This is a genomic window from Enterobacter sp. B79-1, from assembly GCF_057444735.1.
Genome location: NZ_JBYAZJ010000002.1, coordinates 112,231 through 136,965, shown reverse-complemented (window position 1 = coordinate 136,965; position 24,735 = coordinate 112,231). Strand labels below are relative to the sequence as shown.

Annotated in this window: 21 protein-coding genes; 8 read left to right on the top strand and 13 right to left on the bottom strand. The window is 55.8% G+C overall.

The annotated features are described in order from the left end of the window. The first annotated feature begins 37 nt into the window (after positions 1–37). From AC2T6E_RS08475 to AC2T6E_RS08455, 5 genes are all read left to right on the top strand, one after another. Entirely contained in the window at positions 38–433 is a 396-nt protein-coding gene (locus tag AC2T6E_RS08475) for a CidA/LrgA family protein (RefSeq protein WP_042715956.1), read from the top strand. Beyond that, positions 430–1,125 (top strand): CidB/LrgB family autolysis modulator, encoded by a 696-nt coding sequence (locus AC2T6E_RS08470; RefSeq protein ID WP_042715955.1) that lies wholly within the window; start codon positions 430–432, stop codon positions 1,123–1,125. Before AC2T6E_RS08475 ends, AC2T6E_RS08470 begins: the two co-directional genes overlap by 4 nt. A gap of 129 nt (positions 1,126–1,254) precedes the next feature. Then, positions 1,255–2,139, top strand: a complete 885-nt coding sequence (cdd, locus tag AC2T6E_RS08465; RefSeq protein ID WP_217479024.1) for a cytidine deaminase — start codon at positions 1,255–1,257, stop codon at positions 2,137–2,139. Positions 2,140–2,265: 126 nt separating this feature from the next. Then, positions 2,266–2,985 carry an outer membrane permeability protein SanA gene (gene sanA / locus AC2T6E_RS08460; RefSeq protein WP_010433553.1) on the top strand — a complete coding sequence of 240 codons (720 nt, stop codon included), beginning with the start codon at positions 2,266–2,268 and terminating at the stop codon, positions 2,983–2,985. Positions 2,986–3,105: 120 nt separating this feature from the next. Beyond that, positions 3,106–4,494, top strand: coding sequence for a glutamine synthetase family protein (locus AC2T6E_RS08455; RefSeq protein WP_148400416.1), 1,389 nt, complete (start codon positions 3,106–3,108; stop codon positions 4,492–4,494). 44 nt (positions 4,495–4,538) lie between these two features. On the opposite strand, the gene mglC is transcribed toward AC2T6E_RS08455, so the two are convergent. The 7 genes from mglC to AC2T6E_RS08420 all read right to left on the bottom strand — a co-directional run bounded on the left by mglC (position 4,539) and on the right by AC2T6E_RS08420 (position 12,732). Next, complete coding sequence (mglC, locus tag AC2T6E_RS08450; RefSeq protein ID WP_010433547.1) at positions 4,539–5,549, bottom strand: galactose/methyl galactoside ABC transporter permease MglC; 1,011 nt, start codon at positions 5,547–5,549, stop codon at positions 4,539–4,541. A gap of 15 nt (positions 5,550–5,564) precedes the next feature. After that, entirely contained in the window at positions 5,565–7,085 is a 1,521-nt protein-coding gene (gene mglA, locus AC2T6E_RS08445; protein WP_010433543.1) for a galactose/methyl galactoside ABC transporter ATP-binding protein MglA, read from the bottom strand. A gap of 79 nt (positions 7,086–7,164) precedes the next feature. Continuing rightward, entirely contained in the window at positions 7,165–8,163 is a 999-nt protein-coding gene (gene mglB / locus AC2T6E_RS08440; RefSeq protein ID WP_010433541.1) for a galactose/glucose ABC transporter substrate-binding protein MglB, read from the bottom strand. A 295-nt stretch (positions 8,164–8,458) separates the two neighbouring features. Further along, a complete protein-coding gene (gene galS / locus AC2T6E_RS08435) occupies positions 8,459–9,481 on the bottom strand; it encodes an HTH-type transcriptional regulator GalS (protein WP_010433539.1) in 1,023 nt (340 codons plus the stop codon). Positions 9,482–9,636: 155 nt separating this feature from the next. Beyond that, a complete protein-coding gene (yeiB, locus tag AC2T6E_RS08430) occupies positions 9,637–10,794 on the bottom strand; it encodes a DUF418 domain-containing protein YeiB (RefSeq protein ID WP_010433536.1) in 1,158 nt (385 codons plus the stop codon). An 18-nt stretch (positions 10,795–10,812) separates the two neighbouring features. Beyond that, positions 10,813–11,481: a GTP cyclohydrolase I FolE gene (folE, locus tag AC2T6E_RS08425; protein WP_010433535.1), complete on the bottom strand. Its 669-nt coding sequence runs from the start codon at positions 11,479–11,481 to the stop codon at positions 10,813–10,815. 102 nt (positions 11,482–11,583) lie between these two features. Then, entirely contained in the window at positions 11,584–12,732 is a 1,149-nt protein-coding gene (locus AC2T6E_RS08420; protein ID WP_416719250.1) for a YbfB/YjiJ family MFS transporter, read from the bottom strand. 138 nt (positions 12,733–12,870) lie between these two features. On the opposite strand from AC2T6E_RS08420, the gene fghA reads away from it, so the two are divergent. Beyond that, on the top strand, positions 12,871–13,698 hold the full coding sequence (gene fghA, locus AC2T6E_RS08415; protein ID WP_108416600.1) for an S-formylglutathione hydrolase: 828 nt from the start codon (positions 12,871–12,873) through the stop codon (positions 13,696–13,698). A gap of 99 nt (positions 13,699–13,797) precedes the next feature. Here fghA and cirA read toward each other — a convergent pair whose 3' ends face one another. The 3 genes from cirA to yieE form a co-directional block, all read right to left on the bottom strand. Continuing rightward, a complete protein-coding gene (gene cirA, locus AC2T6E_RS08410) occupies positions 13,798–15,768 on the bottom strand; it encodes a catecholate siderophore receptor CirA (protein WP_458667100.1) in 1,971 nt (656 codons plus the stop codon). A gap of 225 nt (positions 15,769–15,993) precedes the next feature. After that, positions 15,994–17,463, bottom strand: coding sequence for an amino acid permease (locus AC2T6E_RS08405; protein WP_108416602.1), 1,470 nt, complete (start codon positions 17,461–17,463; stop codon positions 15,994–15,996). Positions 17,464–17,643: 180 nt separating this feature from the next. Beyond that, on the bottom strand, positions 17,644–18,510 hold the full coding sequence (gene yieE, locus AC2T6E_RS08400) for a DNA-binding transcriptional regulator YeiE (RefSeq protein ID WP_126817496.1): 867 nt from the start codon (positions 18,508–18,510) through the stop codon (positions 17,644–17,646). Between the two features lie 98 nt (positions 18,511–18,608). On the opposite strand from yieE, the gene AC2T6E_RS08395 reads away from it, so the two are divergent. Further along, positions 18,609–19,655, top strand: a complete 1,047-nt coding sequence (locus tag AC2T6E_RS08395) for a YeiH family protein (RefSeq protein ID WP_262182529.1) — start codon at positions 18,609–18,611, stop codon at positions 19,653–19,655. A 64-nt stretch (positions 19,656–19,719) separates the two neighbouring features. Then, positions 19,720–20,577, top strand: coding sequence for a deoxyribonuclease IV (gene nfo / locus AC2T6E_RS08390; protein WP_431642366.1), 858 nt, complete (start codon positions 19,720–19,722; stop codon positions 20,575–20,577). A 47-nt stretch (positions 20,578–20,624) separates the two neighbouring features. Here the strand turns inward: nfo and fruA are convergent, their stop codons facing one another. Genes fruA through fruB form a run of 3 tightly spaced genes read right to left on the bottom strand, consistent with a single transcriptional unit; the run spans position 20,625 to position 24,395 of the window. Continuing rightward, the gene (gene fruA / locus AC2T6E_RS08385; RefSeq protein WP_108416605.1) at positions 20,625–22,310 is read right to left on the bottom strand and encodes a PTS fructose transporter subunit IIBC; all 1,686 of its coding nucleotides are present in this window, start codon (positions 22,308–22,310) and stop codon (positions 20,625–20,627) included. A gap of 16 nt (positions 22,311–22,326) precedes the next feature. Further along, on the bottom strand, positions 22,327–23,265 hold the full coding sequence (gene fruK, locus AC2T6E_RS08380; RefSeq protein WP_010433510.1) for a 1-phosphofructokinase: 939 nt from the start codon (positions 23,263–23,265) through the stop codon (positions 22,327–22,329). Continuing rightward, positions 23,265–24,395: a fused PTS fructose transporter subunit IIA/HPr protein gene (gene fruB, locus AC2T6E_RS08375; RefSeq protein ID WP_431642367.1), complete on the bottom strand. Its 1,131-nt coding sequence runs from the start codon at positions 24,393–24,395 to the stop codon at positions 23,265–23,267. Before fruB ends, fruK begins: the two co-directional genes overlap by 1 nt. Positions 24,396–24,735 lie beyond the last annotated feature (340 nt).

Genomic DNA, 24,735 nt, shown 5'->3' with positions numbered 1-24,735 from the left:
ATTGTATGATGAATGCGTTTCATCAAGGACTTTCACCATGAGCAAATCACTGAATACAATCTGGCAGTATCTGCGCGCATTCGTCCTGATTTACGCCTGCCTGTACGCCGGGATTTTCATCGCCTCGCTGCTGCCGATCGTTATTCCCGGCAGCATTATCGGGATGCTGATCCTGTTTGTGCTGCTGGCGTTACAGGTGCTGCCCGCGAAGTGGGTCAATCCTGGCTGCTTCGTCCTTATCCGCTACATGGCGCTGCTTTTCGTGCCCATCGGCGTAGGTGTCATGCAATATTACGACGTGCTCAAAGCGCAGTTCGGCCCGATTGTCGTCTCCTGTGCAGTCAGTACGCTGGTGGTATTCCTGGTGGTGAGCTGGAGTTCGCACATCGTGCATGGCGAACGTAAAGTGGTCGGGGAGAAAACAAAAAAATGATGGCCAATATCTGGTGGTCGCTGCCGTTAACCCTGGCGGTGTTCTTCGCTGCACGAAAACTTGCCGTACGCTTCAAAATGCCTTTGCTCAACCCGCTGCTGGTGGCGATGGTGGTCATTATTCCGTTCCTGCTGCTCACCGGCATTCCCTACGAACGCTACTTCGCAGGGAGCAAAATTTTAAACGATCTGCTGCAGCCTGCCGTTGTCGCGCTGGCATTTCCTTTATATGAACAGCTGCACCAGATCCGCGCCCGCTGGAAGTCCATCATCACCATCTGCTTTATCGGTAGCCTGGTGGCGATGATCACCGGCACCTCGGTGGCCCTGTTGATGGGCGCCTCTCCGCAGATTGCCGCCTCTATTCTGCCGAAGTCCGTCACCACACCGATTGCGATGGCCGTGGGCGGCAGCATCGGTGGCATTCCGGCTATCAGTGCGATGTGCGTGATTTTCGTCGGGATCCTGGGCGCGGTGTTTGGCCATACCCTGCTGAATCTGATGAAGATCCGCACCAAAGCTGCACGTGGTCTGGCGATGGGGACTGCGTCTCACGCCCTGGGCACCGCGCGCTGCGCCGAAGTGGACTATCAGGAAGGGGCGTTTAGCTCGCTGGCGCTGGTGATCTGCGGGATTATCACCTCCCTGATTGCACCCTTTGTCTTCCCGATTATTCTGGCGGTGATGGGCTAAAATTTGCGATGCGTCGCGCAATTTTCATTTTGTTTTCATAAGTTGCATACATAATGAGAAGTGGATCACATATAAAGCCCCAACGGCTCCGTACACTACCGATCCATTAACCTTTATGAGGCAAACGCCATGCACCCACGTTTTCAAGCTGCTTTCGCCCAGCTTGCAGAGAATTTGCAATCAGCCCTGGCTCCGGTTCTGGCGGATGCGCATTTCCCCGCCCAGCTGACGGCGGAGCAGGTCACGACGCTGAAAAAGGCAACGGGACTGGATGAAGACGCGCTGGCTTTCGCACTGCTGCCCCTGGCTGCTGCCTGCGCGCGTGCCGACCTTTCCCACTTCAACGTCGGCGCCATTGCACGCGGCGTAAGCGGAACCTGGTACTTCGGCGGAAACATGGAGTTCCTCGGTGCGACCATGCAGCAGACCGTTCACGCCGAGCAAAGCGCCATCAGCCACGCCTGGCTGCGCGGAGAAAAAGCGTTGAGCGCCATCACCGTTAACTACACCCCTTGCGGTCACTGCCGTCAGTTTATGAACGAGCTGAACAGCGGGCTGCAGTTGCGCATTAACCTGCCGGGCCGCGCGCCGCATACGCTGGGGGATTACCTGCCGGACGCCTTCGGTCCGAAAGATCTCGAGATTAAAACGCTGCTGATGGACGAGCAGGATCACGGTTTCGCCCTGTCCGGCGATGACCTGAGCGAAGCGGCCATTCGTGCGGCGAACAAGAGCCATACGCCATACAGTCAATCGCCAAGCGGCGTGGCGCTACAGTGCCGTGATGGCCGCATCTTTACCGGCAGCTATGCGGAGAACGCCGCGTTTAACCCTACGCTGCCTCCGCTGCAGGGCGCACTTAACCTGCTGAGCCTGAACGGCTACGACTATCCGGACATTCAGCGCGCCATTCTGGCAGAAAAAGCCGATGCGCCGCTGATTCAGTGGGACGCCACAGCCGCGACGCTGAAAGCGCTGGGCTGCACCACAATCGACCGCGTGCTGCTTGCCTGAACCTTCCGGTGGGCAGAAATGCCCGCCAGTTTGCTGAAAAAGCCCTCAGTTGATTCACCGTTTCTTGCGCTAACCAGGCGGGTACAGTAGCCTGAGTGAACTTTCATCCACGAACGAGCCATCTCCATGTTAAAGCGCGTTTTTTACAGCCTGTCTGTCCTGGTCGGCATACTGCTGTTGATCGTGCTCGGTCTCGACCGCTGGATGAGCTGGAAAACCGCCCCCTACATTTTTGACGACCTCCAGGATCTTCCCTACCGTCAGGTTGGCGTGGTGCTCGGCACCGCCAAGTATTACCGCACCGGCGTGATCAACCAGTATTACCGCTACCGCATACAGGGTGCGCTGAACGCCTATAACAGCGGCAAGGTGAATTACCTGCTGCTGAGCGGCGATAACGCCCTGCAAAGCTACAACGAACCGGTGACGATGCGTAAGGACCTGATTGCCGCAGGCGTCGACCCTGCCGATATCGTGCTCGACTACGCCGGGTTCCGCACCCTGGACTCCATCGTGCGCACCCGCAAGGTGTTCGACACTAACGATTTCATCATCATCACCCAGCGCTTCCACTGCGAGCGCGCGCTGTTTATTGCGCTGCATATGGGTATCCAGGCGCAGTGCTACGCCGTGCCGTCGCCAAAAGACATGCTGAGCGTGCGCGTGCGCGAGTTCGGTGCCCGCTTTGGCGCATTAGCCGATCTCTACATCTTCAAACGTGAACCGCGCTTTTTAGGCCCGCTGGTGCCGATCCCGGCAATGCACGAAGTGCCAGAAGATGCGCAGGGTTATCCGGCGGTGACGCCAGAACAGCTGCTCGATCTGCAGAAAAAAGAGAAAAAATAGCCTCTGTTTATAGTTTCTTTACGCCGGGTGCCACGCTTTTTATCCCCTCTTTACACCTGACCTTTTACGCTGAGTTCATTGCCGCTACGGCTTCATTGAAGACTGACTATGAACTCGATAATGAACGCGTTTTTCCTGAAAAGTATCCGCCCGTACTTTAATTTCCCGGGTTTATCGCTACCGACCGCGCTCAATTCCGGCCTCTATCTTGAGGAGAAGCTTGCCTCTCTGAAGCAGAGCCTGTCGGTGGAAGTGGCGGATTATCTCGAGCGTTACCCACAAACTAAACACATTGATGTCTGTCTCAACGATATCAACGGCATTATGCGCGGTAAGCGACTTTCCGTAGACAGCATGCTGAGTCTGGAGAAAGGCTGCTATTTTCCTCTCTCGGTCTATTCGATGGATCAAAAAGGGAAAGTCGCCGCGTCACGTGACGACGAGCCAGACCGACTTTGCATGCCGGTTGCCGGTTCCCTCCGCCCCTCTTCACACGATCCGCTGCATACCGCGCAGATCCTCCTGACGATGAAGGACAGCGACGGGCAACCTTGTCCCCTTGAGCCACGCGTCATATTGCAGAACGTTCTGGCGCGTTTTCATCAGCACGGGCTGTACCCGGTTATGGCACCGGAAATTGAGTTCTACCTGACGGGGCCTGGCACACAGGAACTTCAGAATCAGGGCTGCTTTCATATGGATACGTCGTCAGCCCACGCTGCGCTGTTTGACGAGCTGGAACAGCTGGCACACCGGCAGCATATCCCCCTGACCGGCATTGTGGCAGAGGCTGAATCAGGTCAGTTCGAGTTAAACCTGAAGCACAGCCATCGGGTCGTGGAGGTATGTGACAATATCCTGGCACTGCGTCGGTTAACGCGGTTTGTCGCTGAAAAGCACGGCCTTCAGGCTAACTTTATGGCCAAGCCGTTCAGCCTCTTGTCCGGCAGCGGACTGCATTTTCATTTCAGCCTGAATGATATTCACGGTGAAAACGTATTTGCCTCACCGGCTGATGAACTCAATAGCATGATGCGCTTATGCATCGCAGGTCAGCTGGCGCTGATGCCCGCCTCCATCGCCATTCTGGCCCCCGGCGTTAACGCTTTCCGGCGCCTTCGTAAAAACCTCACAGAGCCATTATTCCATTCATGGGGTTATAACACCCGCACTGCCGCGCTGCGTATCCCCTGCTCTGATGAGAGCAACCGTCGTATTGAGTACCGTCTGGCGGGCGCTGATGCCAACCCGTATCTCGTTGCAGCAACCATCCTGACAGGTATGTTGTACGGTCTGGAAAATGTCGATGAGGATGATTTACCGGAACCGCAGCGTGATGAGCCAGAACTTCCACTGTTCCAGCAGCAGGCAATCGAGGCGTTTTCCCGCTGCCAGTATCTCACCGACAGCTTAGGCGAAGCCTTTTCAGAACAGTGGATAGCCTGCAAGCTTTCTGAACTTGACTGGTTCGAGAGCATAGTCACCGGACAGGAATCCACGCTAGCGTAAAAAAAAGCCCGCTCAATGAGCGGGCCGGATAATGCGAGATGCCATTATTTCTTACGTGCGTATTTCAGTGAGTCCAGCGCTACCGCGAAGATGATGATGGCACCCTTAATGATATACTGCCAGTAAGGGTTCACGCCGATGTAGGTCAGACCGTAGTTGATGACGGTAAAGATGATCACACCGGTGACCACGCCGAGCACGGTACCCACGCCGCCGCTGAAGGAGACGCCGCCCACCACGCAGGCCGCAATCGCATCCAGCTCGTACATGAAGCCAAGGTTGTTGGTGGCTGAGCCGATACGGCCCGCCTCCAGCATCCCGCCGAAGGCGTAGAACACACCGGACAGCGCATAAATCATCAGCAGGTTCAGGGCAACGTTAACGCCGGAGACTTTCGCCGCTTCCGGGTTACCGCCGATGGCGAAAATGTTTTTACCAAAGCGGGTTTTGTTCCACAGCACCCAAACGAAGGCCACGGCAATCAGCGCATAGAAGGTGATATAGGACAGGCGGAAGCTGCCCAGCGCGATAAATCCTTGCGTAAAGGTCGAGAAGCCGCTGTCAAAGCCCGAGATTGGCGACGCGCCCACGAAGTCGTAGTACAGGGAGTTGATACCGTAAACGATGATCATCGTACCCAGCGTGGTGATAAATGGCGTCACGTTCAGGTAAGCGATGATGATGCCGTTGATCAGACCGATCACCGCACCGATGGCGCAGACAATCAGGATCACCACGAAAATCGGCATGGTGGCCATTTCCGGGAACACCTTGTTGGCGTTTTCCATCGACTGCAGCAGCGTTGCCGCAATAACCGCCGCCAGCCCTACCTGACGTCCTGCTGACAGGTCAGTCCCCTGGGTGACAATCAACCCCGCCACGCCCAGCGCGATGATGATACGCACGGAGGACTGAGTCAGAATGTTACTCAAGTTCAGCAGGCTTAAGAACGTAGGGTCCTGGAAGATAATAATGGCCAGTAATACTAAAAGAACAACGTAAATACCGCCTTCTTTCAGATAAGTGAGAAAACTTTTCTTATTTAACGCACTCATGAGGAGCCCCTGATCTTAAAGGTGCAAAGACGCAAGACGCAAAATTTCGTTTTGCGTTGTCGTTTTGGTGTCAACAATACCGGCAACGAGACCATTGCTCATAACCAGAATACGGTCTGTGATCCCTAACAGTTCCGGCATTTCGGAAGAAATAATAATGATCCCTTTATTCTTTTTCGCCAGCTCAGCAATCAGCTGATAAATTTCAAATTTTGCACCCACATCAATACCGCGGGTTGGTTCATCCAGCATCAGAATTTCGGGCTGGGTCAATAACCAGCGGCCAATAATGACTTTTTGCTGGTTCCCACCCGAAAGCGAACCAATTTGCGTACGGTGGCCTGGCGTTTTGACGCGCATGGAGTCAATTACCCACTGGGTATCGCTCTTCATGCGGGAATTATCCAGCAGACCGATTTTACTTTTATAGTTGCGAATGTTCGAAATTAACGAGTTAAAGTTAATATCGAGATAGGCATAAATACCGGTCGAGCGACGCTCTTCCGTCACCAGCGCGAAACCGTTATTAATGGCTTCGTTGGCGTTATGGTTGTTAATTTTTTTACCGTGCAGCGTAATGGTGCCACCCGATTTTTCCCGGATACCAAACAGGGTTTCCACGATATCGGTACGTTTGGCCCCTACCAGTCCGGCAATGCCCAGAATTTCACCTTTGTGCAGGTCGAACGAGATATCGCGAATGGACGGCTGGCGCAGCGAGGTGAGATTGCGTACTTCCAGAATCACTTCGCCCGGCTTGTTTTCTTTGTCCGGGAAGCGCTGGTTCAGGGAACGGCCGACCATCATGGCGATGATCTTGTCCATGTCCAGCCCTTCCAGCGGCTGAGTGGCAATCCACTGGCCGTCGCGCAGGATGGTAATTTCATCGCACAGCTGGAAGATCTCTTCCATTTTATGCGAGATATAGACAATGCCGCAGCCGCGATCTTTCAGTTTGCGAATAATGGTAAAAAGGTGATTAACCTCTTTTTCCGTTAATGACGACGTGGGTTCATCCATGATGACGATCTTCGCATCATAGGAGAACGCTTTGGCAATTTCGATCATCTGCATCTGGGAAACGGATAATGTCCCCACGCGGGCGCGCGGATCGATATCAATATCCAGCTCATCGAAAATCGCTTTGGTGTCGCGATACATTTTATCCTGATCGACAAACACACCTTTGGTTGGGTAACGTCCCAACCACATGTTATCCATTACCGAGCGTTGCAGTACCAGGTTTAATTCCTGGTGAACCATCGAGATGCCGTTTTCCAGTGCTTCTTTCGCTGAATGGAAATCGATCTCTTTCCCCTGAAAAAGAATGCTGCCAGAATCTTTTTGATAGATCCCAAAAAGACATTTTAATAATGTTGATTTACCCGCACCGTTCTCCCCCATCAAGGCATGAATAGAGTGAGGACGCACTTTTAAATTAACATTATCGAGTGCCTTAACTCCGGGGAAAGACTTGTTAACACCGGTCATTTCCAACAAGTATTCACCGGACGACTGAGTAGTTGTGCTGACCATAATTATACCTTGTTGGCCTCGCATATCGCGTTATAAAAGGGCGCAACGAATTGCGCCCAGTGAAGACAAAACAAAGATCTTATTTACCGATAAACTCAGCCAGGTTGGACTGGTCTACGCCCACGTATGGCACGCGAACGATTTTGTTTTCAATTTTCCAGGTCGTGCCATCAGCAGCACCTTTACCGTCGGCCAGGTTTTTCGCCAGGTCGAAGGTGGCTTTCGCCTGGTTGTTGGCATCGTTCAGAACGGTACCGGCCATCGCACCGGATTTAACCAGCGCCAGCGCTTCTGGCAGCGCATCTACGCCGAACACAGGAATGGAGGATTTGTTGTGCGCTTTCAGGGCTTCAACGGCACCCATCGCCATCGCATCGTTGTTCGCGATCACGACTTCGATTTTGTTGGCGTTCGGGCCAGACAGCCACGCGTCCATCTTATCTTTCGCCTGAGCGGTATCCCACATGGCGGTATCTAACGCCAGCTGCTGGGTTTTCAGGCCTTTGTCGTTCAGCTCTTTGATAACGTAGGTGGTACGGGCTTCAGCATCCGGGTGGCCTGGTTCGCCTTTCAGCAGAACGAACTGAATTTGACCGTCTTTGTTCAGGTCCCAGTTCGGGTTCGCCGCCCAGTGTTTCGCGATCAGATCGCCCTGAATAATGCCGGACTCTTTGGAGTCAGTACCGACGTAAAACGCTTTGTCGTAGCTATCCAGCGCCTTACGGGAAGGTTCTTTGTTGAAGAAGACGATTGGCACGTTCTGGCCGCGCGCTTTCTCAATAACCGTACCTGCTGCAGCCGGGTCAACCAGGTTGATCGCCAGGGCTTTCACGCCTTTCGCCAGCAGAACGTCGATCTGGTCGTTCTGTTTGGACTGGTCGTTCTGGGAGTCGTTCATCAGCAGCTGAACGTCTGGCGCTGCTTTCGCATCTTTCTCAATTGCTTTACGCACAACGGACATGAAGTTGTCGTCGTATTTATAGATGGTCACGCCAATACGGGTATCCGCAGCGTGCGCTGCTGCACCAAAAAGCATGCTTGCCATTACAGCAGACAGAGTCAACACCTTCTTATTCATGGTATCTCCGGTTTTTTTTATGCAGGGTAGTTCTTGTGAATAACGGTCGGCGGGCAGGTGTTAATAAAACGTTACTGATCGCCGAAGTTCACTTATAAAATTTCTATCTTCCGTGTTCGGTAACGCTCCAGAAATGCGTTTTATTCGTTGTTTTCGGCTCACTGGCTATGGTGAAAATGATTAATCACCGTTACATAGCGTTTCAGCCTCTAAAACGCTGACATCATAGTCAGCGGCTTGTTAATATACTGTGAATTTACTCACAGATTGAAAACGGTTACATCACGCCACATAATTAGTTAGTGATCGGAGCCACAGTTTGCCGAATAGAGACAGAATGCCGCCTGACTAAAGTTGGCATGAAACAGTGTGTTGCATCCGGATCCAGCAGGCCTGCGGCACCCTGTAACGCCAGTTCTGTCGCCAGTTTTGCCATCGAGGCAATGGGGTAACGCACGGTGGTTAACTGTGGGTCGGTGTAACGGGCAATCGGGATATCATCGAAGCCAATCAGCGACAAATGCTGTGGCACCGCAATTCCGTTGTCTTTCAGCGCAGTCAGCGCCCCCGCCGCCATGCTGTCGTTATAGGCAAACACGGCGGAAAGTTGCAGATTACGGCCCAGCAGCTCGACCATTGCGGCTTCCCCACCCTGCATATCCGGCGTACCGGTTCCTACCCAGCTTTCAAGCGGGACAATGCCGTGCTCTTTCAACGCATTCTGCCACCCTTCCCGACGCATTCCGTCGTCTTCAATCTGGTGGCTGGAAGCAAGATACCCGATACGCTGATGGCCGTTGCTGATGAGCATCCGCGTCGCCATCATCGCGCCGCTGACGTTATCCAGCCCAACGCAGCGGTGCGCGTAGCCTGGCACAATCCGGTTGATTAACACCATCCCGGGGATCTGCTCCATAAACCCGGCCAGCTCTTCGTCGCTTAACGCTTTTGAATGCACAATCAGGGCATTGCAACGCTGGCGTATCAGCACCTCAATGGCATGACGCTCTTTTTCCGCCTCGTGATAGCTGTTGCCAATCAGCACGTATTTCTGGTGCTGCTGGGCGACAACGTCCACCGCTTTAACCAGCGCGCCAAAGAAGGCATCGGACACATCCATCACCACGACGCCAATGGTATCGCTCACCTGCGTCGCCAGCGCCTGCGCGTTGGCATTTGGCCGGTACCCAAGCTGGGTCACGGCTTTCATTACGGTTTCACGGGTTTCAGGGCTGACCAGCGCGCTGTTGTTCAGCACGCGAGAGACGGTAGCCACGGAAACGCCCGCCAGGCGGGCGACGTCACGAATGGTGATCATGTTCACCATCCTTCATAGGATTGCAGCAACTCACAGACACCCCCTGTGTTTAGCAAGGAGGCTATTTTGGCAGCGAGAAAGAGGGGACTACGTGAAGAAGCTCACACAGATGAAAACGCTTACATCCGTTTTGTTAATGATTGTGATCCAGATCGTTATCCGGATGTATTACGCAATGATACACCCGAAGCATGTGCGGTTAATTTTCGCCAGACCCACTCCAGCGGTCCCTGGCGGAAATAACGCAGCCAGATAACGGAAAACGCCAGGTTAACCATCCAGACCGGAATAACAAACGCCAGCAGCGTGAGTCGGTCGAATTTCATAAACAGGCCAAATCGGTAGAACAGCGTGGTGCAGATCAGCGTTTGCAGGATGTAATTGCTTAACGCCATGCGGCCAACGCAGGCCACGGCGCTGACAATCCACAGGCGGGAAAGCTGCGGCCAGAAGCCGTAGATCAGCGCCGCGTAGCCAATGGTCTGGAACGGGGCGCTAAGCTCACGTGGCACCTGAAGCAGGAAGGCGCACCAGCGGTAATCCCAGTGAAGATGCCACTGCATTATCACCGCCGGGAGATTAATCAGCACGCCGAGCAGGACCAGACCCGCGCCCGTGCGGCGATAGTGGCGCAGGCTGAATTCGCCCTTCAGCCAGCCGGTGCGCATCAGGGATGCCCCCATCAGCATCATCCCTGCCAGCTGCCAGCCGTACTGCGCGCCCAGCGCAAGGAGATTATCACCGAGCATATCGGCACGATTACCGATCGCCTCAGCCCCCCCTTTCAGCTTCCAGAACTGCTCATACTGCAGGTTGGCCGCGTCGGGGATCCACGAGCGGTTTGTTGAATCGCCAGAGATAACGCCCAACAGAAACAATACGCAAAGCCCCATGACATAGAGCATCACGCCGGTGTTGAACAGGCTTTTTACGCTGGGCGCATCGCGGATAAGACGCCAGCAGATGAGCCCAACTAACCCGTAGGCGAGCAGAATGTCGCCATCCCAGAAAAACAAACCGTGAATAAAACCGAGGATCGCCAGCAGCGTTAAACGAGACTGGATCCAGCGCGTGCCGCGTTTGAGCAGAAGCTGCAACCCTGCGCCAAACAGCAGCGCAAACAGCGTCAGGAATTTAACCTGCGCAAAGAGATCGAGGATCGCCCATGTCCAGGCATCGCTTCGGGTGATATCGCCGTACCAGGCGGGATTGAGATAAGCGGCCTTCGGCAAACCGAAGGCGCTAATATTGAGCAGCAGGATACCGAGAATGGCGACGCCGCGAACAAAATCGAGCGTGACGTTTCGCTCCATGGTCCCTGCCCTGTCTGATTAATTGTGGTGACGCACGGCGCGCAGAAACTCCTGGCGGGTGTTCTGGCTCGATTTAAACAGACCGCCCAGCGACGTGGTGGTGGTTGCGCTGGTCGCATCACGCACGCCACGCGCTTTCACACAATAGTGCACAGCGTCGATAGAGACCGCCACGTTACTGGTGCCCAACAGCGTTTGCAGCGCGGTCAGGATCTGCTGCGTCAGACGCTCCTGCACCTGCGGACGCTGGGAGAAGAATCGCACGATACGGTTGATTTTGGACAGGCCGATTACCGTATCTTTTGGAATATATGCCACGGTCGCTTTGCCATCGATGGTCACGAAGTGGTGCTCGCAGGTACTGGTGAGCGTGATATCGCGCACCGTCACCATCTCATCGACCTTCATTTTGTTTTCAATGACGGTGATTTTCGGGAAATTGGCGTAATCAAGGCCAGAGAAGATCTCGTCTACGTACATTTTCGCGATGCGCTGAGGCGTCTCCATCAGGCTGTCATCGCTCAGATCGAGATTCAGCAGTTGCATGATCTCGGTCATATGCCCGGAAATCAGACGCTTTCGGGTTTCATTATCCAGTTCCTGAACCGGGGGACGCAGTGGCGTTTCAAGACCGCGCGCAACCAGGGCTTCATGGACCAGAGCAGCTTCTTTACTGAGTGATGACATTCTTTTCTCCTGCAGGTGTGGCGTCTTTTGCCCTCGTTGTGGCAAAAGTGTGCGCTCATTGTGCGTGAGGCGGCGCACATAATCCAGTATTCACGACGATAATTATTGCAATTGCTGCTGCCTTTCAGCCTGACGGTTCCAGACCAGTGCCCCGCCGATGAACAGCGCGATGCCCGCCAGCCCCAGCGCAGGCTCCAGCCGATGCGTTAACCAGGTGGAGAGCGCGGACGTCACAGGGCCAATCAGCTGGCCGATGGCATAGCCGGTGGTGAGCAGCCCCGCCATATAGCGCGTGTGGTTCGGTGCCAGTTCGCGACCGTAGAGCAGAGAAAGCTGCACGGCACATAAGAACCCGCCGCCGACCAGCAGACCGCCCGTCAGCAAACCGCCAATGCCCGGCAGCAGCCAGGCGGCCAGCACGCCTGCACCCTGTAACCACAGAACAATCGCCAACCTGCGGTTAGCCGTGGATGTATGGCGCAGTATGATGCTGAGCACGATGCCGATGACGGCAGCGAAACCGAAAATCGGCCAGACAAACTGGGCAAACAGGCTGCCGGGAAAACGCACCGCCGCCATTTGCGACAGGAAGGTCGCCGGGAGGATATAGCCAAACCCCGCGAGGCTGTAGCTCCAGACCAGGCGCTTTAAATCCGCCGTCAGCACCAGCGGCTCCGGTGCGACTCCAGGCCGATGGAGTTGCCCGGATCTTGGCAGGTAGCGTGCTACCAGTGCAATCAGCACCAGTGCCAGCACGCCGTAAATCTGCCATGCCGCCCCGGCAGAGAGCGCCTTCGCCTGAATATAGACCGCGAGCAGCCCGCTCAGGGCAATGCCTGCGCCCGGCCCGGCAAAGACAGCGGCGCTAAGCCCCGGTTTGCCCAACTGACCCAGCCGTTCGTTGGTCCAGGCGGCTATCAGCACCATAGACCAGCCGCTCATGCAGCCAATCGCGAAGCGCAGTAAACCATGAACCACGGCGTTATCCGCCGCAGCCGAGAGCAGCGTCAGCGCAACCGCGCCAGTGATACCCAACCAGAGGCGTGTTTCCACAAATCGATGGGCGCGCATGGCATCCCACGCCCCGACCAGATAGCCCAGATAGTTCATCGCCGCCACCAGACCCGCACTGGTTAGCGTGAGTTGCCCGGCGGCAATCATCAGCGGTACCTGAGGCGTAAAGGCAAAGCGCCCGATCCCCATTGCCACCACCAAAACCACAAATCCGCTGAGCGCGATACGCAGCGCCATGACCGCTCCAGTTGTTAAAGAAAAGTAAATTTATGATGCAGTATCTGAGCGTAAGGGGAAAGTGAAAGTTACTCACAGGTCAATGAAAACTCTGTATTATGGATTTTATGAATACGTATCATCATTAAGGAGCCTTGCATGGAACTGCTCGAAGAGCACCGTTGTTTTGAAGGTCGACAGCAGCGCTGGCGGCACGACTCCACCGTACTGAACTGTGCGATGACGTTCAGCATTTTCCTGCCGCCGACGGAAAAACCGCCGGTTCTGTTCTGGCTTTCTGGCCTGACCTGCAACGACGAAAACTTCACCACCAAAGCGGGTGCGCAGCGTATTGCGGCAGAGCTTGGCATTGCGCTGGTGATGCCAGACACCAGCCCGCGTGGGGATGAGGTCGCCGACGATGCCGGATACGATTTAGGCAAAGGCGCCGGATTTTATCTCAACGCGACCGAGCAGCCGTGGGCGAGCCACTACCGCATGTATGACTACATTCGTGACGAGCTGCCTGCGCTGATTCAGGCGGAGTTTGCTGTGAATGACCGTTGCGCCATCAGCGGGCACTCAATGGGGGGTCACGGTGCGCTTATCATGGCGCTGAAAAACCCTGGGAAATACACCAGCGTGTCGGCGTTTGCGCCGATTGCGAACCCAACGCAGGTACCCTGGGGGCAAAAAGCCTTTACCCACTATCTGGGCGATAATGCAGAAACCTGGCAGGAATGGGACAGCTGCGCGCTGATGCTGGCAAGCCAGACAGAGGATGCGATACCAACGCTTATCGATCAGGGTGATGCGGATCAGTTCCTCGCCGGACAGCTACAGCCTGCGGTGCTGGCTGAAGCGGCTCGCCAGAAGGACTGGCCGCTGACGCTGCGCATTCAGCCGGGGTATGACCACAGCTATTACTTCATCGGGTCTTTTATTGAAGATCATCTCCGCTTCCATGCGGAGCACTTGTTCGCATAAGTGCATGCGATTGCCGGGTGGCGGCTTCGCCTTACCCGGCCTACGTTCGTGGTTTTTGTAGGCCCGGTAAGCGAAGCGCCACCGGGCATAAAGGTTACATCAGAACGTATAATCCACGCCTACAAAGTAGCGACGACCATCTTCCGTATAGCTGTAATCGTCACGGCTCAGGTCTTTATCCAGCAGGTTCTGCACGCCTGCGCGCAGCTTAACGGCTTTCGTTGCCTGCCATGCCGCACCGGTGTTCCAGATAACGTAGCCGCCCGGCGTCGGTTCACCGCTGGTAAGCGCGCGTTTCTCGCCTTTATAGTTACCCTGCACATAGAACGACCAGTCCTGAGTTGCCTTCCAGTCAACGGTTCCGTTGGCGGTGTGGAACGGCAGTTCGGAGAGCGGCTTGTTGCCGCCGTTGCTGATATCACGGCCATCGCTGTAGGTGTAGTTCAGCGTGACTTTCCAGTCTTCCGCAATCGGGAACTTCAGCTCGGTTTCCACCCCACGGATACGCGCCTTGTTGACGTTGTAATAGCGGAAAATGGGTTCGCCGTCGGCGTTCAGCCCAACATAGTTCGGGTAGCTTTGCGCCTGGTTCACGTTAGCCGTACGGCTGATACTGATGCGGTCGTCCACGTCGTTCTGGAAGGTGGTGATGCTGGCCTGCACGCCTTCTAGCCAGCCCTCTTCCCCGCTGTAGTAAAGGCCAAGCTCGAAGCTTTCGCTGGTTTCTGGCTTCAGATCCGGGTTACCGACAATTTCGCAGGCGCCGCGGCAGGAACCGGTGATCCAGTCCGGGCTGAGCTGCAGCAGCGATGGCGCTTTAAACGCGGTGGCCCAGCCCCCTTTCACCGTGACGGTGTCGGTCGCGTTGTAGACCAGATAGGCACGCGGGCTCCAGTGGTCGCCGTAGGTTTCATGGTCATCCATACGGATGCCGGTGGTCAGCGCCAGCGGCTCGAAGATACGCCATTCATCTTCAAGGAACAGCGCGTACTGGCTTGCCGAGGTCGTGCTGCTGGTGCTCCCCGTCAGGTTGACCGGATCCTTCAGCTTGTCGTGACGCCACTCGCCGCCGAAGGTCAGCAGCTGATTGATTTCGCCCAGCGGCAGCACGTATTTCCCGTCAACCGCGTTGCTCTCGGAGGTAATCGGACTGCTGTTGCCCGGGTTTTTGTTGTCGACCTTCTCGCCGTACACCTTCAGTTCACTGTTCCCCACGCCCCAGCGGCCGTTGTGGCTGAGGGAGTAGTTCTGGCGCTCAAGGCGGTTTTTGTCGAGGGAGTCAGAGTCGCGATCCTGGCGGTCGAAGCCGTATCCCGCGGTAAAGTCATGATTTTCCGTCGGCGTCCAGGCGAATTCGACGTTGGCATCGCGGCTGGTGAAGCCTTCGATACGCGGCGTTTCACCGCTCGTGGAAGTAGAGGAGCGTTGCTGATCGTCTTTTTCACGTTTAGACACGCTGCCGTAGGCTTTAAGCCCCAGCACGCCGTCCACCAGCGGGCCGCTGGTGTAGAACTGACCGTTGTTGGTGTCACCGCGGTCGCGGTGTTCCTGAATGGTTGAATCCGCGCTCAGGGTTCCGGTCCATTTCTGACCGATTTTTTTGGTGATGATGTTGACCACGCCCCCCAGCGCATCGGAACCGTAGAGAGAGGACATCGGGCCGCGCACCACTTCGATCCGCTCGATGGCGTCGACAGGCACCCAGTTCAGGTCAAAATCATTGTGGCGGAATACCGCATTGCGGGAGCTAACGCGTTTGCCGTCGACCAGAATCAGCGTGTAGCTGCTGTCCAGACCGCGAATACTGACTCCTTTGCGGTTGTCCCCTTCGTTTGTGAGCTGCACGCCGGGCACATCCTGTAACACATCTTTCAGGTTCTGAACGGGCTTACGCTTCAAGTCTTCCTGAGTAATGACGCTAATGCTCGCCGGTGCGTCTTTCAGGTTTTGCTCGGTCGCGGAGGCCGTTACAACCAGTGTGTCGCCAGATTCCGCAGCGATGACAGGCAGTGCCAGGGACATTGCGGACGCACAAAGTCCTCCCCTGACGAAGGGATTCAACCTAAACATTCCATATCTCCATGAGGTAAATACAACTAAATCAACTGATTATTGCTCACAACGCCTTAGGGGCCGCCCGCATCTTCGGCGGGTCGGTGTGCTGCTTATTATTTCGTAACGATAAAGCAAACGATAATTATTATCAATTCAATTGTTAAAAATTATATCCGTTCTGCATACTGTGGAGATAAAAAAGCCCGCTCAGGTGAGCGGGCTAAAAGAGAGGAACTGCGGTTATTGTTTAAATCGTTCCGGGAAATCCATTTCACTGTAGCGAACGAAGTGGGTTCCTTTCGTCAGTTTGTAGCCAAACCAGATGATCAGGAACAGCGGAATACCGATGTAGGTGGCCGTGACAGCGCCCCAGTCAATGGAATCCGCAAGGAAAGCTTCATAGTTCTGCCCCAGGGTAATAATCAGGCACAGAATGAAGGCGAAAATCGGCCCCAGCGGGAAGAACCCTGAGCGGTACGGCAGGTTATTCAGGTCATGGCCCTGCATCACATAGCCGCGACGGAAGCGGTAGTGGCTGATGGCAATCCCCAGCCAGGCGATAAAGCCCGTCATCCCGGAGGTATTCAGCAGCCACAGGTAGACCGTCTGATTACCAAACATAGAGGTCAGGAAGCACAGACCGGCAATCACCGTAGTTGCATACAGCGCATTACGCGGTACGCCGCCACGTGACAGTTTGGCGAAAATACGCGGGGCTTTACCGTCGCAGGCCAGGGTGTACAGCATACGGGTGGATGCATACATGCCGGAGTTACCCGCAGACAGCACCGCCGTCAGGATCACCGCATTCATCACCGCCGCCGCCGAGAGCAGACCCGCGTGCTGGAAGACCAGCGTGAACGGGCTGACGCTGATGTCTTTGACATCGTTACGCAGCAGGCTCGGGTCGGTATACGGAATAATCAGGCTAATAATCAGAATAGCGAACACATAGAACAGCAGAATACGCCAGAACACCTGACGCACCGCGCGCGGAATGTTCTTCTCCGGGTTTTCAGACTCGCCGGCCGCAATACCGATAAGCTCGGTTCCCTGGAAGGAGAAGCCGACAATCATCGCCACGCCAATCATCGCCGAGAAGCCCCCGGCAAACGGCGCATCGCCTATCGTCCAGTTACTCCATCCGGCAGGCTGAGCGCCTTTAAAAATACCCACGATCATCGCCACGCCGACAACGATAAAGATGATGACGGTAGCCACTTTAATTAAAGAGAACCAGTATTCTGCTTCGCCGAAACCGCGCACGGAGATGTAGTTCAGCAGGAAGATGACGGCCAGGAACAGGGCGCTCCAGATCCAGCCCGGCGTATCCGGGAACCACCAGTTCATCACCAGCTGTGCGGCGACCAGGTCAACGGCGATAGTGACCGCCCAGTTGTACCAGTAGTTCCAGCCCAGCGCGAAGCCGAAGCCTTCTTCAACGTATTTTTGCCCGTAGGTCGAAAACGAGCCGGACACCGGCATGTAAGCCGCCAGTTCGCCCAAACTGGTCATCAGGAAGTAGACCATCAGGCCAATCAGGATATAAGAGAAGAGAGCCCCACCCGGGCCTGCTGCCGAAATCGTTGCACCAGAGGCAACGAAAAGACCTGTACCGATTGAACCGCCGATAGCGATCATCGTCAGGTGACGCGCCTTAAGTTCGCGACGTAGCGCGGGCGCTTCTGTGGTTTTAGTTTCTGAAACCATGTGAAAATGCTGTCCATTTATTAAATGAGGCGCGATTGTAGCAGACGATCTCCGTTCCTTCCGGCAGAAATACCCAGTTATAAGAGAGCTTCATGACTCGGCCAGGATTATAAGTAAAGCATAAAAATGTGGGGTGACGCGCGCGCGTAGCCCCGGTAAGCGAAGCGCCACCGGGGAACGTTAAATGGCGCAGTAGCGCAGAAAACGCTGCAGCGAGCTGGAAAGGTGTTTCTGGCGATGGTGAATGCACCACAGCGTGCGCACCAGCTTCGGCAGAGGAATGGGAATTTCGACCAGCGATCCGACCTCAAGCTGTTCAGCGATCACGCGCCGCGAAAGACAGCTGATGCCCAGTCCATGACGCACCGCGTGCTTAATGGCCTCTGAGTTGCCCAGCTCCATCCCCAGCTGGAACTGCGGCAGATGGGAGAGCAGCAGGTAATCGACGATTTCACGCGTGCCGGAACCCTGCTCGCGCAGGATCCACTGCGCCTGCGCCAAACGTTCCAGCGTCACCTCACCCTGTAATAAAGAAGAGGCCGGGGAGGCAAACACCACCAGTTCATCTTCCAGCCAGGGTTCGGCAATGATATCCACGTTGTGGCACGGCCCTTCAATCAGGCCGATATCGACGCGGAAATCGATCACCGCGTTAATCACGTCCTGGCTATTGCCCACGCTCATCTCCAGCGGCAGCGTCGGGAAATCACGGCGGTAGCGGGCAATCACCTCCGGCAGGATGTAGTTACCAATGGTGCTGCTGGCAAACACGCGGATCGCGCCGTTGTCTTCGCGGAACAGCTGTTCAATTTCGATGGCCTGTTCCAGTAATGCCAACGCGCGCGGGTAAAGCAGACGGCCATGTTCGTTGACCACCAGCCGCTTCCCTACCCTGTCGAACAGCTGCACGCCCAGCTGCCCTTCGAGATCGGTCAGCGCCGCACTGACCGCAGACTGCGAGAGCGCCAGCATCTGCGAGGCCTGGGTCGTCGATCCACTCTTCAGCACTTCAGCGAAGACTTCCAGTTGACGCAATGTAATGTGCATGGTTGTTTACCACTTATATAGATTAATTATAAATATATAATCAATTTTATTTTTAAGCCAGTGCGCCGTAACCTTTAAGCCAGACAAAGGAGAAGGTTATGTCAGAACTCGCCTTACAACATCATCGTACAGTGTGGCACTTCGTGCCGGGTCTTGCGCTTAGTGCCGTGATAACCGGTGCAGCATTATGGGGCGGCAGCATTCCCGCTGTTGCGGGCGCAGGTTTCAGCGCCCTAACGCTGGCCATTTTGCTCGGCATGGTGGTCGGGAATACCCTATACCCGCACATCTGGAAATCCTGCGACGGCGGTGTGATTTTCGCCAAGCAGCATCTGCTGCGTCTCGGGATCATTCTTTACGGCTTTCGCCTCACCTTTTCGCAGATTGCGGATGTGGGTGTGAGCGGGATTGCCATTGACGTCCTGACCCTGACCAGCACCTTTTTACTGGCCTGCTTTATCGGCCAGAAAGTCTTTGGGCTGGATAAACACACCAGCTGGTTGATCGGTGCCGGGAGCAGTATCTGTGGGGCAGCGGCGGTGCTGGCAACAGAACCCGTCGTTAAAGCCGAAGCCAGCAAGGTAACCGTGGCGGTGGCGACGGTGGTGATCTTCGGTACGCTGGCGATCTTCCTCTACCCGGCGATGTATCCCCTGGTCGCCCACTGGTTTAGCCCGGAAACCTACGGCATCTATATCGGTTCGACCATGCACGAAGTGGCTCAGGTCGTCGCAGCAGGACACGCCATTAACCCGGAAGCCGAAAACGCGGCGGTGATTGCCAAAATGCTGCGCGTGATGATGCTGGCCCCGTTCCTGATTTTCCTGGCCGCGCGGGTTAAACAGCTGGCTCCGGCTGGCGGCAGCGAGAAGAGCAAAATCACCATTCCGTGGTTTGCTATCCTGTTCATCGTGGTGGCAATCTTTAACTCCTTCCACCTGCTGCCGAAAGCGGTAGTGGATATGCTGGTGACGCTGGACACCGTGCTGCTGGCGATGGCGATGGCGGCTCTGGGTGTGACCACTCACGTCAGCGCGCTGAAAAAAGCCGGTGCGAAACCGCTGCTGATGGCGCTGGTGCTCTTCATCTGGCTGATTGTCGGCGGTGGCGCGATTAACCTCGCCGTGCACAGCCTGATGGCATAAACCACTACATCCTTCTCCTGTTAACCCGCTATCATAAGCATTTCGGGTTAACAGGAGTCCCTTTATGAAATACGTTGGAGCGCACGTTAGCGCCGCCGGTGGCCTTGCGAATGCCGCCATTCGCGCCGCCGAAATCGAGGCAACCGCTTTCGCCCTGTTCACCAAGAACCAGCGCCAGTGGCGCGCCGCCCCACTCACTACAGACGTGATTGATGATTTCAAAGCCGCCTGTGAGAAATACCACTACGGGCCTGGCCAAATCCTTCCCCACGACAGCTACCTGATTAACCTCGGGCACCCGGTTCAGGAAGCGCTGGATAAATCACGCGAGGCGTTTCTTGATGAAGTGCAGCGCTGCGAACAGCTGGGGCTGACGCTGCTGAACTTCCATCCCGGCAGCCATTTGATGCAGATTGACGAAGATGCCTGTCTGGCGCGCATTGCCGAGTCCATCAACATGACGCTGGACAAGACCCAAGGCGTCACCGCGGTGATTGAGAACACCGCCGGTCAGGGCAGCAACCTCGGCTTTAGGTTCGAACATCTGGCGGCCATTATTGACGGCGTGGAAGATAAATCCCGCGTCGGCGTGTGCATTGATACCTGCCACGCGTTTGCGGCCGGGTATGACCTGCGCACCACCGAGGCAACGAAAAACACCTTCGAAGAGTTCGAGCGCATCGTGGGCTTTCAGTACCTGCGCGGCATGCACCTGAACGATGCAAAAAGTGCGTTCGGCAGCCGCGTTGACCGCCACCACAGCCTGGGCGAAGGCAACATCGGCCATGATGCGTTCCGCTTTATTATGCAGGACGCCCGCTTCGACGGTATTCCGATGGTGCTCGAAACCATTAACCCGGATATCTGGGCGGAAGAGATTGCCTGGCTGAAGGCGCAGCAAACCGCTGAACAGGCGGCATAAAAAAAGCCGGGTGCGTAATGCGACCCGGCTTTTTTGTTGTTTATCGCTTACGCTGCTTTTGCCACAACTTCCGCTTCCGGACGCTTCAGCACCGCATAAGACAGCCCCGCCACCAGCGTACCGGCAATAATCGCCAGCAGATAGCCCAGTACCGGAGTGATTGCGCCTGGGATCAGCAGCACGAACAGACCACCGTGTGGTGCCATCAGCTTAGCGCCAATCGCCATAGAGATTGCACCCGTTACCGCGCCACCGACGATACAGCATGGCAGAACGCGCATTGGGTCACGTGCTGCGAACGGAATCGCGCCTTCGGTAATGAAGCAGAGGCCAAGAACCAGCGCCGCTTTGCCGCCTTCCTGCTGCGCTTTATCGAACTTACGACGGGCAACGATCGTTGCCAGACCGAGCGCCAGCGGTGGCACCATACCTGCCGCCATGATCGCCGCCATCGGCGCGTAGGTCTGGGTACTCAGCAGGCCAACGCCAAAGGCGTACGCCGCTTTGTTCACCGGGCCACCCATGTCGGTACACATCATGCCGCCGAGGATTGCGCCCAGCAGAACCGCGTTAGCGGTGCCCATGGTTTGCAGCCAGTGGGTCAGACCCGCCAGAATGCCCGCAACCGGCTTACCAATCAGGTAAATCATCGCCAGACCGACTACCAGGCTGGAGATCAGCGGGATAATCAGGATCGGCTTCAGCGCTTCCATACTCTGCGGCAGCTTCAGCTTAGAACTGATGAGCTTCGCGACGTAACCCGCCAGGAAACCGGCAATGATACCGCCGATAAAGCCAGAACCGGTGCTCACCGCCAGCATACCGCCGATAAGACCCGGCGTCAGACCCGGACGGTCAGCAATGGAGAAGGCGATAAAACCTGCCAGTACCGGTACCATCAATGCGAACGCGGAGCCGCCGCCGATCTGCATCAGCGCAGCCGCCAGCGTACCTTCTTCTTTAAACGCGGTAATACCAAACGCGAAGGAGAGCGCGATACACAGACCGCCAGCCACCACCATCGGCAGCATGTAGGACACGCCGGTCAGCAGGTGGCGATATGCGCCAGCAGACTCTTTTTTCCCTTCGGTCGGGGTTTTCGCTGCACCGGTCGCCTGATACGGCCTGGCTTCCACCAGCGCCTTATCAAATTCCTGAGCGGTCTTTTTCAGCGCCAGGCCGGTAGAGGTGCGGTACATTGGCTTACCGGCAAATTTCGCCAGATCCACTTCGATATCCGCCGCCACGATCACCAGATCGGCTTCCGCCACTTCTTCAGGGGTAATCGCATTGCCCGCGCCAACCGAGCCGCGCGTTTCAACTTTCACCCACCAGCCGCGTTTTTTCGCTTCGGTTTCAATGGCTTCAGCCGCCATAAAGGTGTGCGCCACGCCTGTCGGACAGGCCGTAACCGCGACAACGCGTTTCGGACCGGTAGCCGCAGCCGGGGCCGCCGCCACAGGCGCACTGTACACAGTGGCGTGACCTTTCGCTTCGCTCAGGAACAGCTCAGGATGTGCCACCGCGCGATTAATATCGCCCAGCCACACTTTTTTGCCGTTCAGCGCGCTGTCTGCGGGGATTTTATCGCCCAGGACAATCGCCAGTTCGGCATCGCCCGGGTTATCAATGATGTCCAGGTGTGCTTTTTGTGCCGCCGCGCCCAGCAGGGTCTTCGCCATGTAGGCGCGAGCCTGTCCGAGACCGGAGTCAATGATCAGCAGCGTTTTCATTATTCCTCTCCTGCTGTTAGTTAAAAGGTTTTAAGTCAACGCGCGCCATCATCGCGGCTAACTGGGTACGATCGGTAATACCGACATTGCTCTGGCTCACGGCCAGGGCAGCAACGGCGGTGGCAAGACGTAACGTATGTTCACTGGATTCACGCATCAGCAGACCGTAGATCAGGCCACCAACCATGGAATCCCCCGCGCCAACGGTACTCACGACTTCCATTGACGGCGGTTTGGCAATCCATTCACCTGAAGCGTTAACCCACAACGCCCCTTCTGCACCCAGCGAAATCACCACGTGAGCGATACCCTGCTCGCGCAGCGCATGGGCAGCTTCAATCACATCCTTTAATTCTGGCAGCTTACGGCCTGCCCAGATCTCCAGTTCGCGACGATTTGGTTTCACCAGCCACGGAGAGGCTTTCAGACCCGCCACCAGCGCATCGCGGCTGCTGTCAAAAATAATGCACGGGCACTGGCTGCGCAGGCGCGTCATCCAGTCGGTGAAGGCTTCCGGGCTCACGCCGGACGGCAGGCTGCCGCTGACGCACACCATGTCGAACTGGCCAAGCCAGGTCAGGGAGTCAGTGACAAAGCGTTCCCAGTCAGCAGGCGTCACTTCGAAGCCAGAGAAGTTGAGATCGGTGACTTCGCCGTCTTTCTCCGTCAGCTTAACGTTGATGCGGGTACGGCCCTGAACGACCTGGAAACGGTTGGCAATGCCCAGCTCGCTGAACAGCTGCTGGAAACCGTCCTGGTTATCTTTTCCAAGGAAGCCGCCGACGGTGACGTCGATACCGAGGTCTTTGAGTACTTTCGCGACGTTAATCCCTTTACCCGCCGCATGCAGGCCGGTGGTACGCACGAGGTTCACTTCACCGCGTTCAATTTCCGGGCAAAAGCCCACCAGGTCGTAAGCCGGGTTCAGCGTAATAGTCGCAACACGTCTGCTCATTATGCGCCCTCCCCCAGACCTGCCGCGATGGCATCGCCAATCGCTTTCAGCGCCTGTTCAGCATCGGCACCCTGTGCGGTGAATCGCAGACGGTGGCCTTTCTTCACGCCCAGCGCGACAACTTTCATCAGGCTACGGCCATTCGCCGGTTTGCCTGAGCCATCCAGGTTGGTCACGGTAATCTCGCTTTCAAATTGTTTAATGGTGTTCACCAGCATGGTGCCCGGACGAGCGTGCAGGCCGTGTTCATTACGCACCACGAACTCTGCGTTCAGCACGTCCTCGGTCAGCGCATCGTCGCTGGTCAGCAGCGCAAGTACGGTGGCTGCATCAGCGTTCAGCAGTTTTTCAGCTTTGTTGTTCAGCAGCAGATCGCTCAGGCGCTTCAGTACCGCAACCGGCTGGTCATCGACCATTGCCACGGTGACCAGCATCGCGGCGCGCTCGCTATCTACGTCAAACGCAGTAGCGGCGCGGCTGACAGCAATTGCGCTGCGCAGGTTACCTTCAGCACTGTCGTTCAGCCAGACACCCTGGCCCAGATTCAGCGGCTTATCATTGATAGCGCGCGTAACGAATGTCGCATCGGCCGCACCGGCTTCCTTCAGGCGACCCGCATTCAGCGCTTGCAGGGTCACCAGGTCAGAGGCTGCAACATCCAGCGTCAGGGTTTCATTATCCAGTTTCAGCGCTTCGCTCTGTTTTTCACCCATCAGCAAGGCGCGCAGCTCTTCAGCCGTGGTGACAGACTTCAGCTGTTCCGCCACCGAGTCATCGCTCAGCACGTGCGTCAGCTGGCGCAGCAGGCCCAGGTGTTCGTCGCTGCTGGCCGCGATACCGATAGCCACATAAGCCACCTGACCGTCACCCCAGAGCACGCCCTGCGGGAACTGATAAACCTGCACGCCCGTTTTCAGCACCTGGTCGCGGGTGTCGGTGGTGCCGTGTGGAATAGCGATGCCATTGCCGAGGAACGTTGAGGTCTGCTGCTCGCGGGCCAGCATGCCGTTAACGTAACCCTCTGCCACGTTACCTGCCTGCACGAGGGCAGCGGCAACCTGGCGAATAGCCTCTTCTTTCGTCCCGGCCTGTGCGCCCGGGTGAATATCCTGAACAGATAACTGGAACATGGTTCTCCTCTCCTGCTGAACTTGAATCGTTTCAGCCTTAATGAGAAAAAATGCGCTAACCTGCTCCGTCAGTTAAAACAAGATAGCGCTGAAACGTTTCAAAAAGTCTTGCTCTTTCTGTATAGCGTTGCAAGGAAAGTTACATTTGGCTGTTCAGAATTTAGAGTTACAGCACATTTCTCCTTTCTTCAGCTGAATATTGCTGACGTTCAGCACGCCAGTTTCAGCTAAGTTCAGCAACCATTTTCAAATTGAAATGCCATTTTGATTTTTTGTAGCAAAAGTGACCGCACCCTCTGTTTATTTAATGACTGGCGGCGTAAACTCCGCGTCTTTCTGA

Coding starts and splice junctions, on each gene's coding strand:
- AC2T6E_RS08475 (WP_042715956.1), top strand. CDS start 38: ATGAGCAAATCACTGAATACAATCTGGCAGTATCTGCGCGCATTCGTC.
- AC2T6E_RS08470 (WP_042715955.1), top strand. CDS start 430: ATGATGGCCAATATCTGGTGGTCGCTGCCGTTAACCCTGGCGGTGTTC.
- cdd (WP_217479024.1), top strand. CDS start 1,255: ATGCACCCACGTTTTCAAGCTGCTTTCGCCCAGCTTGCAGAGAATTTG.
- sanA (WP_010433553.1), top strand. CDS start 2,266: ATGTTAAAGCGCGTTTTTTACAGCCTGTCTGTCCTGGTCGGCATACTG.
- AC2T6E_RS08455 (WP_148400416.1), top strand. CDS start 3,106: ATGAACGCGTTTTTCCTGAAAAGTATCCGCCCGTACTTTAATTTCCCG.
- mglC (WP_010433547.1), bottom strand. CDS start 5,549: ATGAGTGCGTTAAATAAGAAAAGTTTTCTCACTTATCTGAAAGAAGGC.
- mglA (WP_010433543.1), bottom strand. CDS start 7,085: ATGGTCAGCACAACTACTCAGTCGTCCGGTGAATACTTGTTGGAAATG.
- mglB (WP_010433541.1), bottom strand. CDS start 8,163: ATGAATAAGAAGGTGTTGACTCTGTCTGCTGTAATGGCAAGCATGCTT.
- galS (WP_010433539.1), bottom strand. CDS start 9,481: ATGATCACCATTCGTGACGTCGCCCGCCTGGCGGGCGTTTCCGTGGCT.
- yeiB (WP_010433536.1), bottom strand. CDS start 10,794: ATGGAGCGAAACGTCACGCTCGATTTTGTTCGCGGCGTCGCCATTCTC.
- folE (WP_010433535.1), bottom strand. CDS start 11,481: ATGTCATCACTCAGTAAAGAAGCTGCTCTGGTCCATGAAGCCCTGGTT.
- AC2T6E_RS08420 (WP_416719250.1), bottom strand. CDS start 12,732: ATGGCGCTGCGTATCGCGCTCAGCGGATTTGTGGTTTTGGTGGTGGCA.
- fghA (WP_108416600.1), top strand. CDS start 12,871: ATGGAACTGCTCGAAGAGCACCGTTGTTTTGAAGGTCGACAGCAGCGC.
- cirA (WP_458667100.1), bottom strand. CDS start 15,768: ATGTTTAGGTTGAATCCCTTCGTCAGGGGAGGACTTTGTGCGTCCGCA.
- AC2T6E_RS08405 (WP_108416602.1), bottom strand. CDS start 17,463: ATGGTTTCAGAAACTAAAACCACAGAAGCGCCCGCGCTACGTCGCGAA.
- yieE (WP_126817496.1), bottom strand. CDS start 18,510: ATGCACATTACATTGCGTCAACTGGAAGTCTTCGCTGAAGTGCTGAAG.
- AC2T6E_RS08395 (WP_262182529.1), top strand. CDS start 18,609: ATGTCAGAACTCGCCTTACAACATCATCGTACAGTGTGGCACTTCGTG.
- nfo (WP_431642366.1), top strand. CDS start 19,720: ATGAAATACGTTGGAGCGCACGTTAGCGCCGCCGGTGGCCTTGCGAAT.
- fruA (WP_108416605.1), bottom strand. CDS start 22,310: ATGAAAACGCTGCTGATCATTGACTCCGGTCTCGGACAGGCTCGCGCC.
- fruK (WP_010433510.1), bottom strand. CDS start 23,265: ATGAGCAGACGTGTTGCGACTATTACGCTGAACCCGGCTTACGACCTG.
- fruB (WP_431642367.1), bottom strand. CDS start 24,395: ATGTTCCAGTTATCTGTTCAGGATATTCACCCGGGCGCACAGGCCGGG.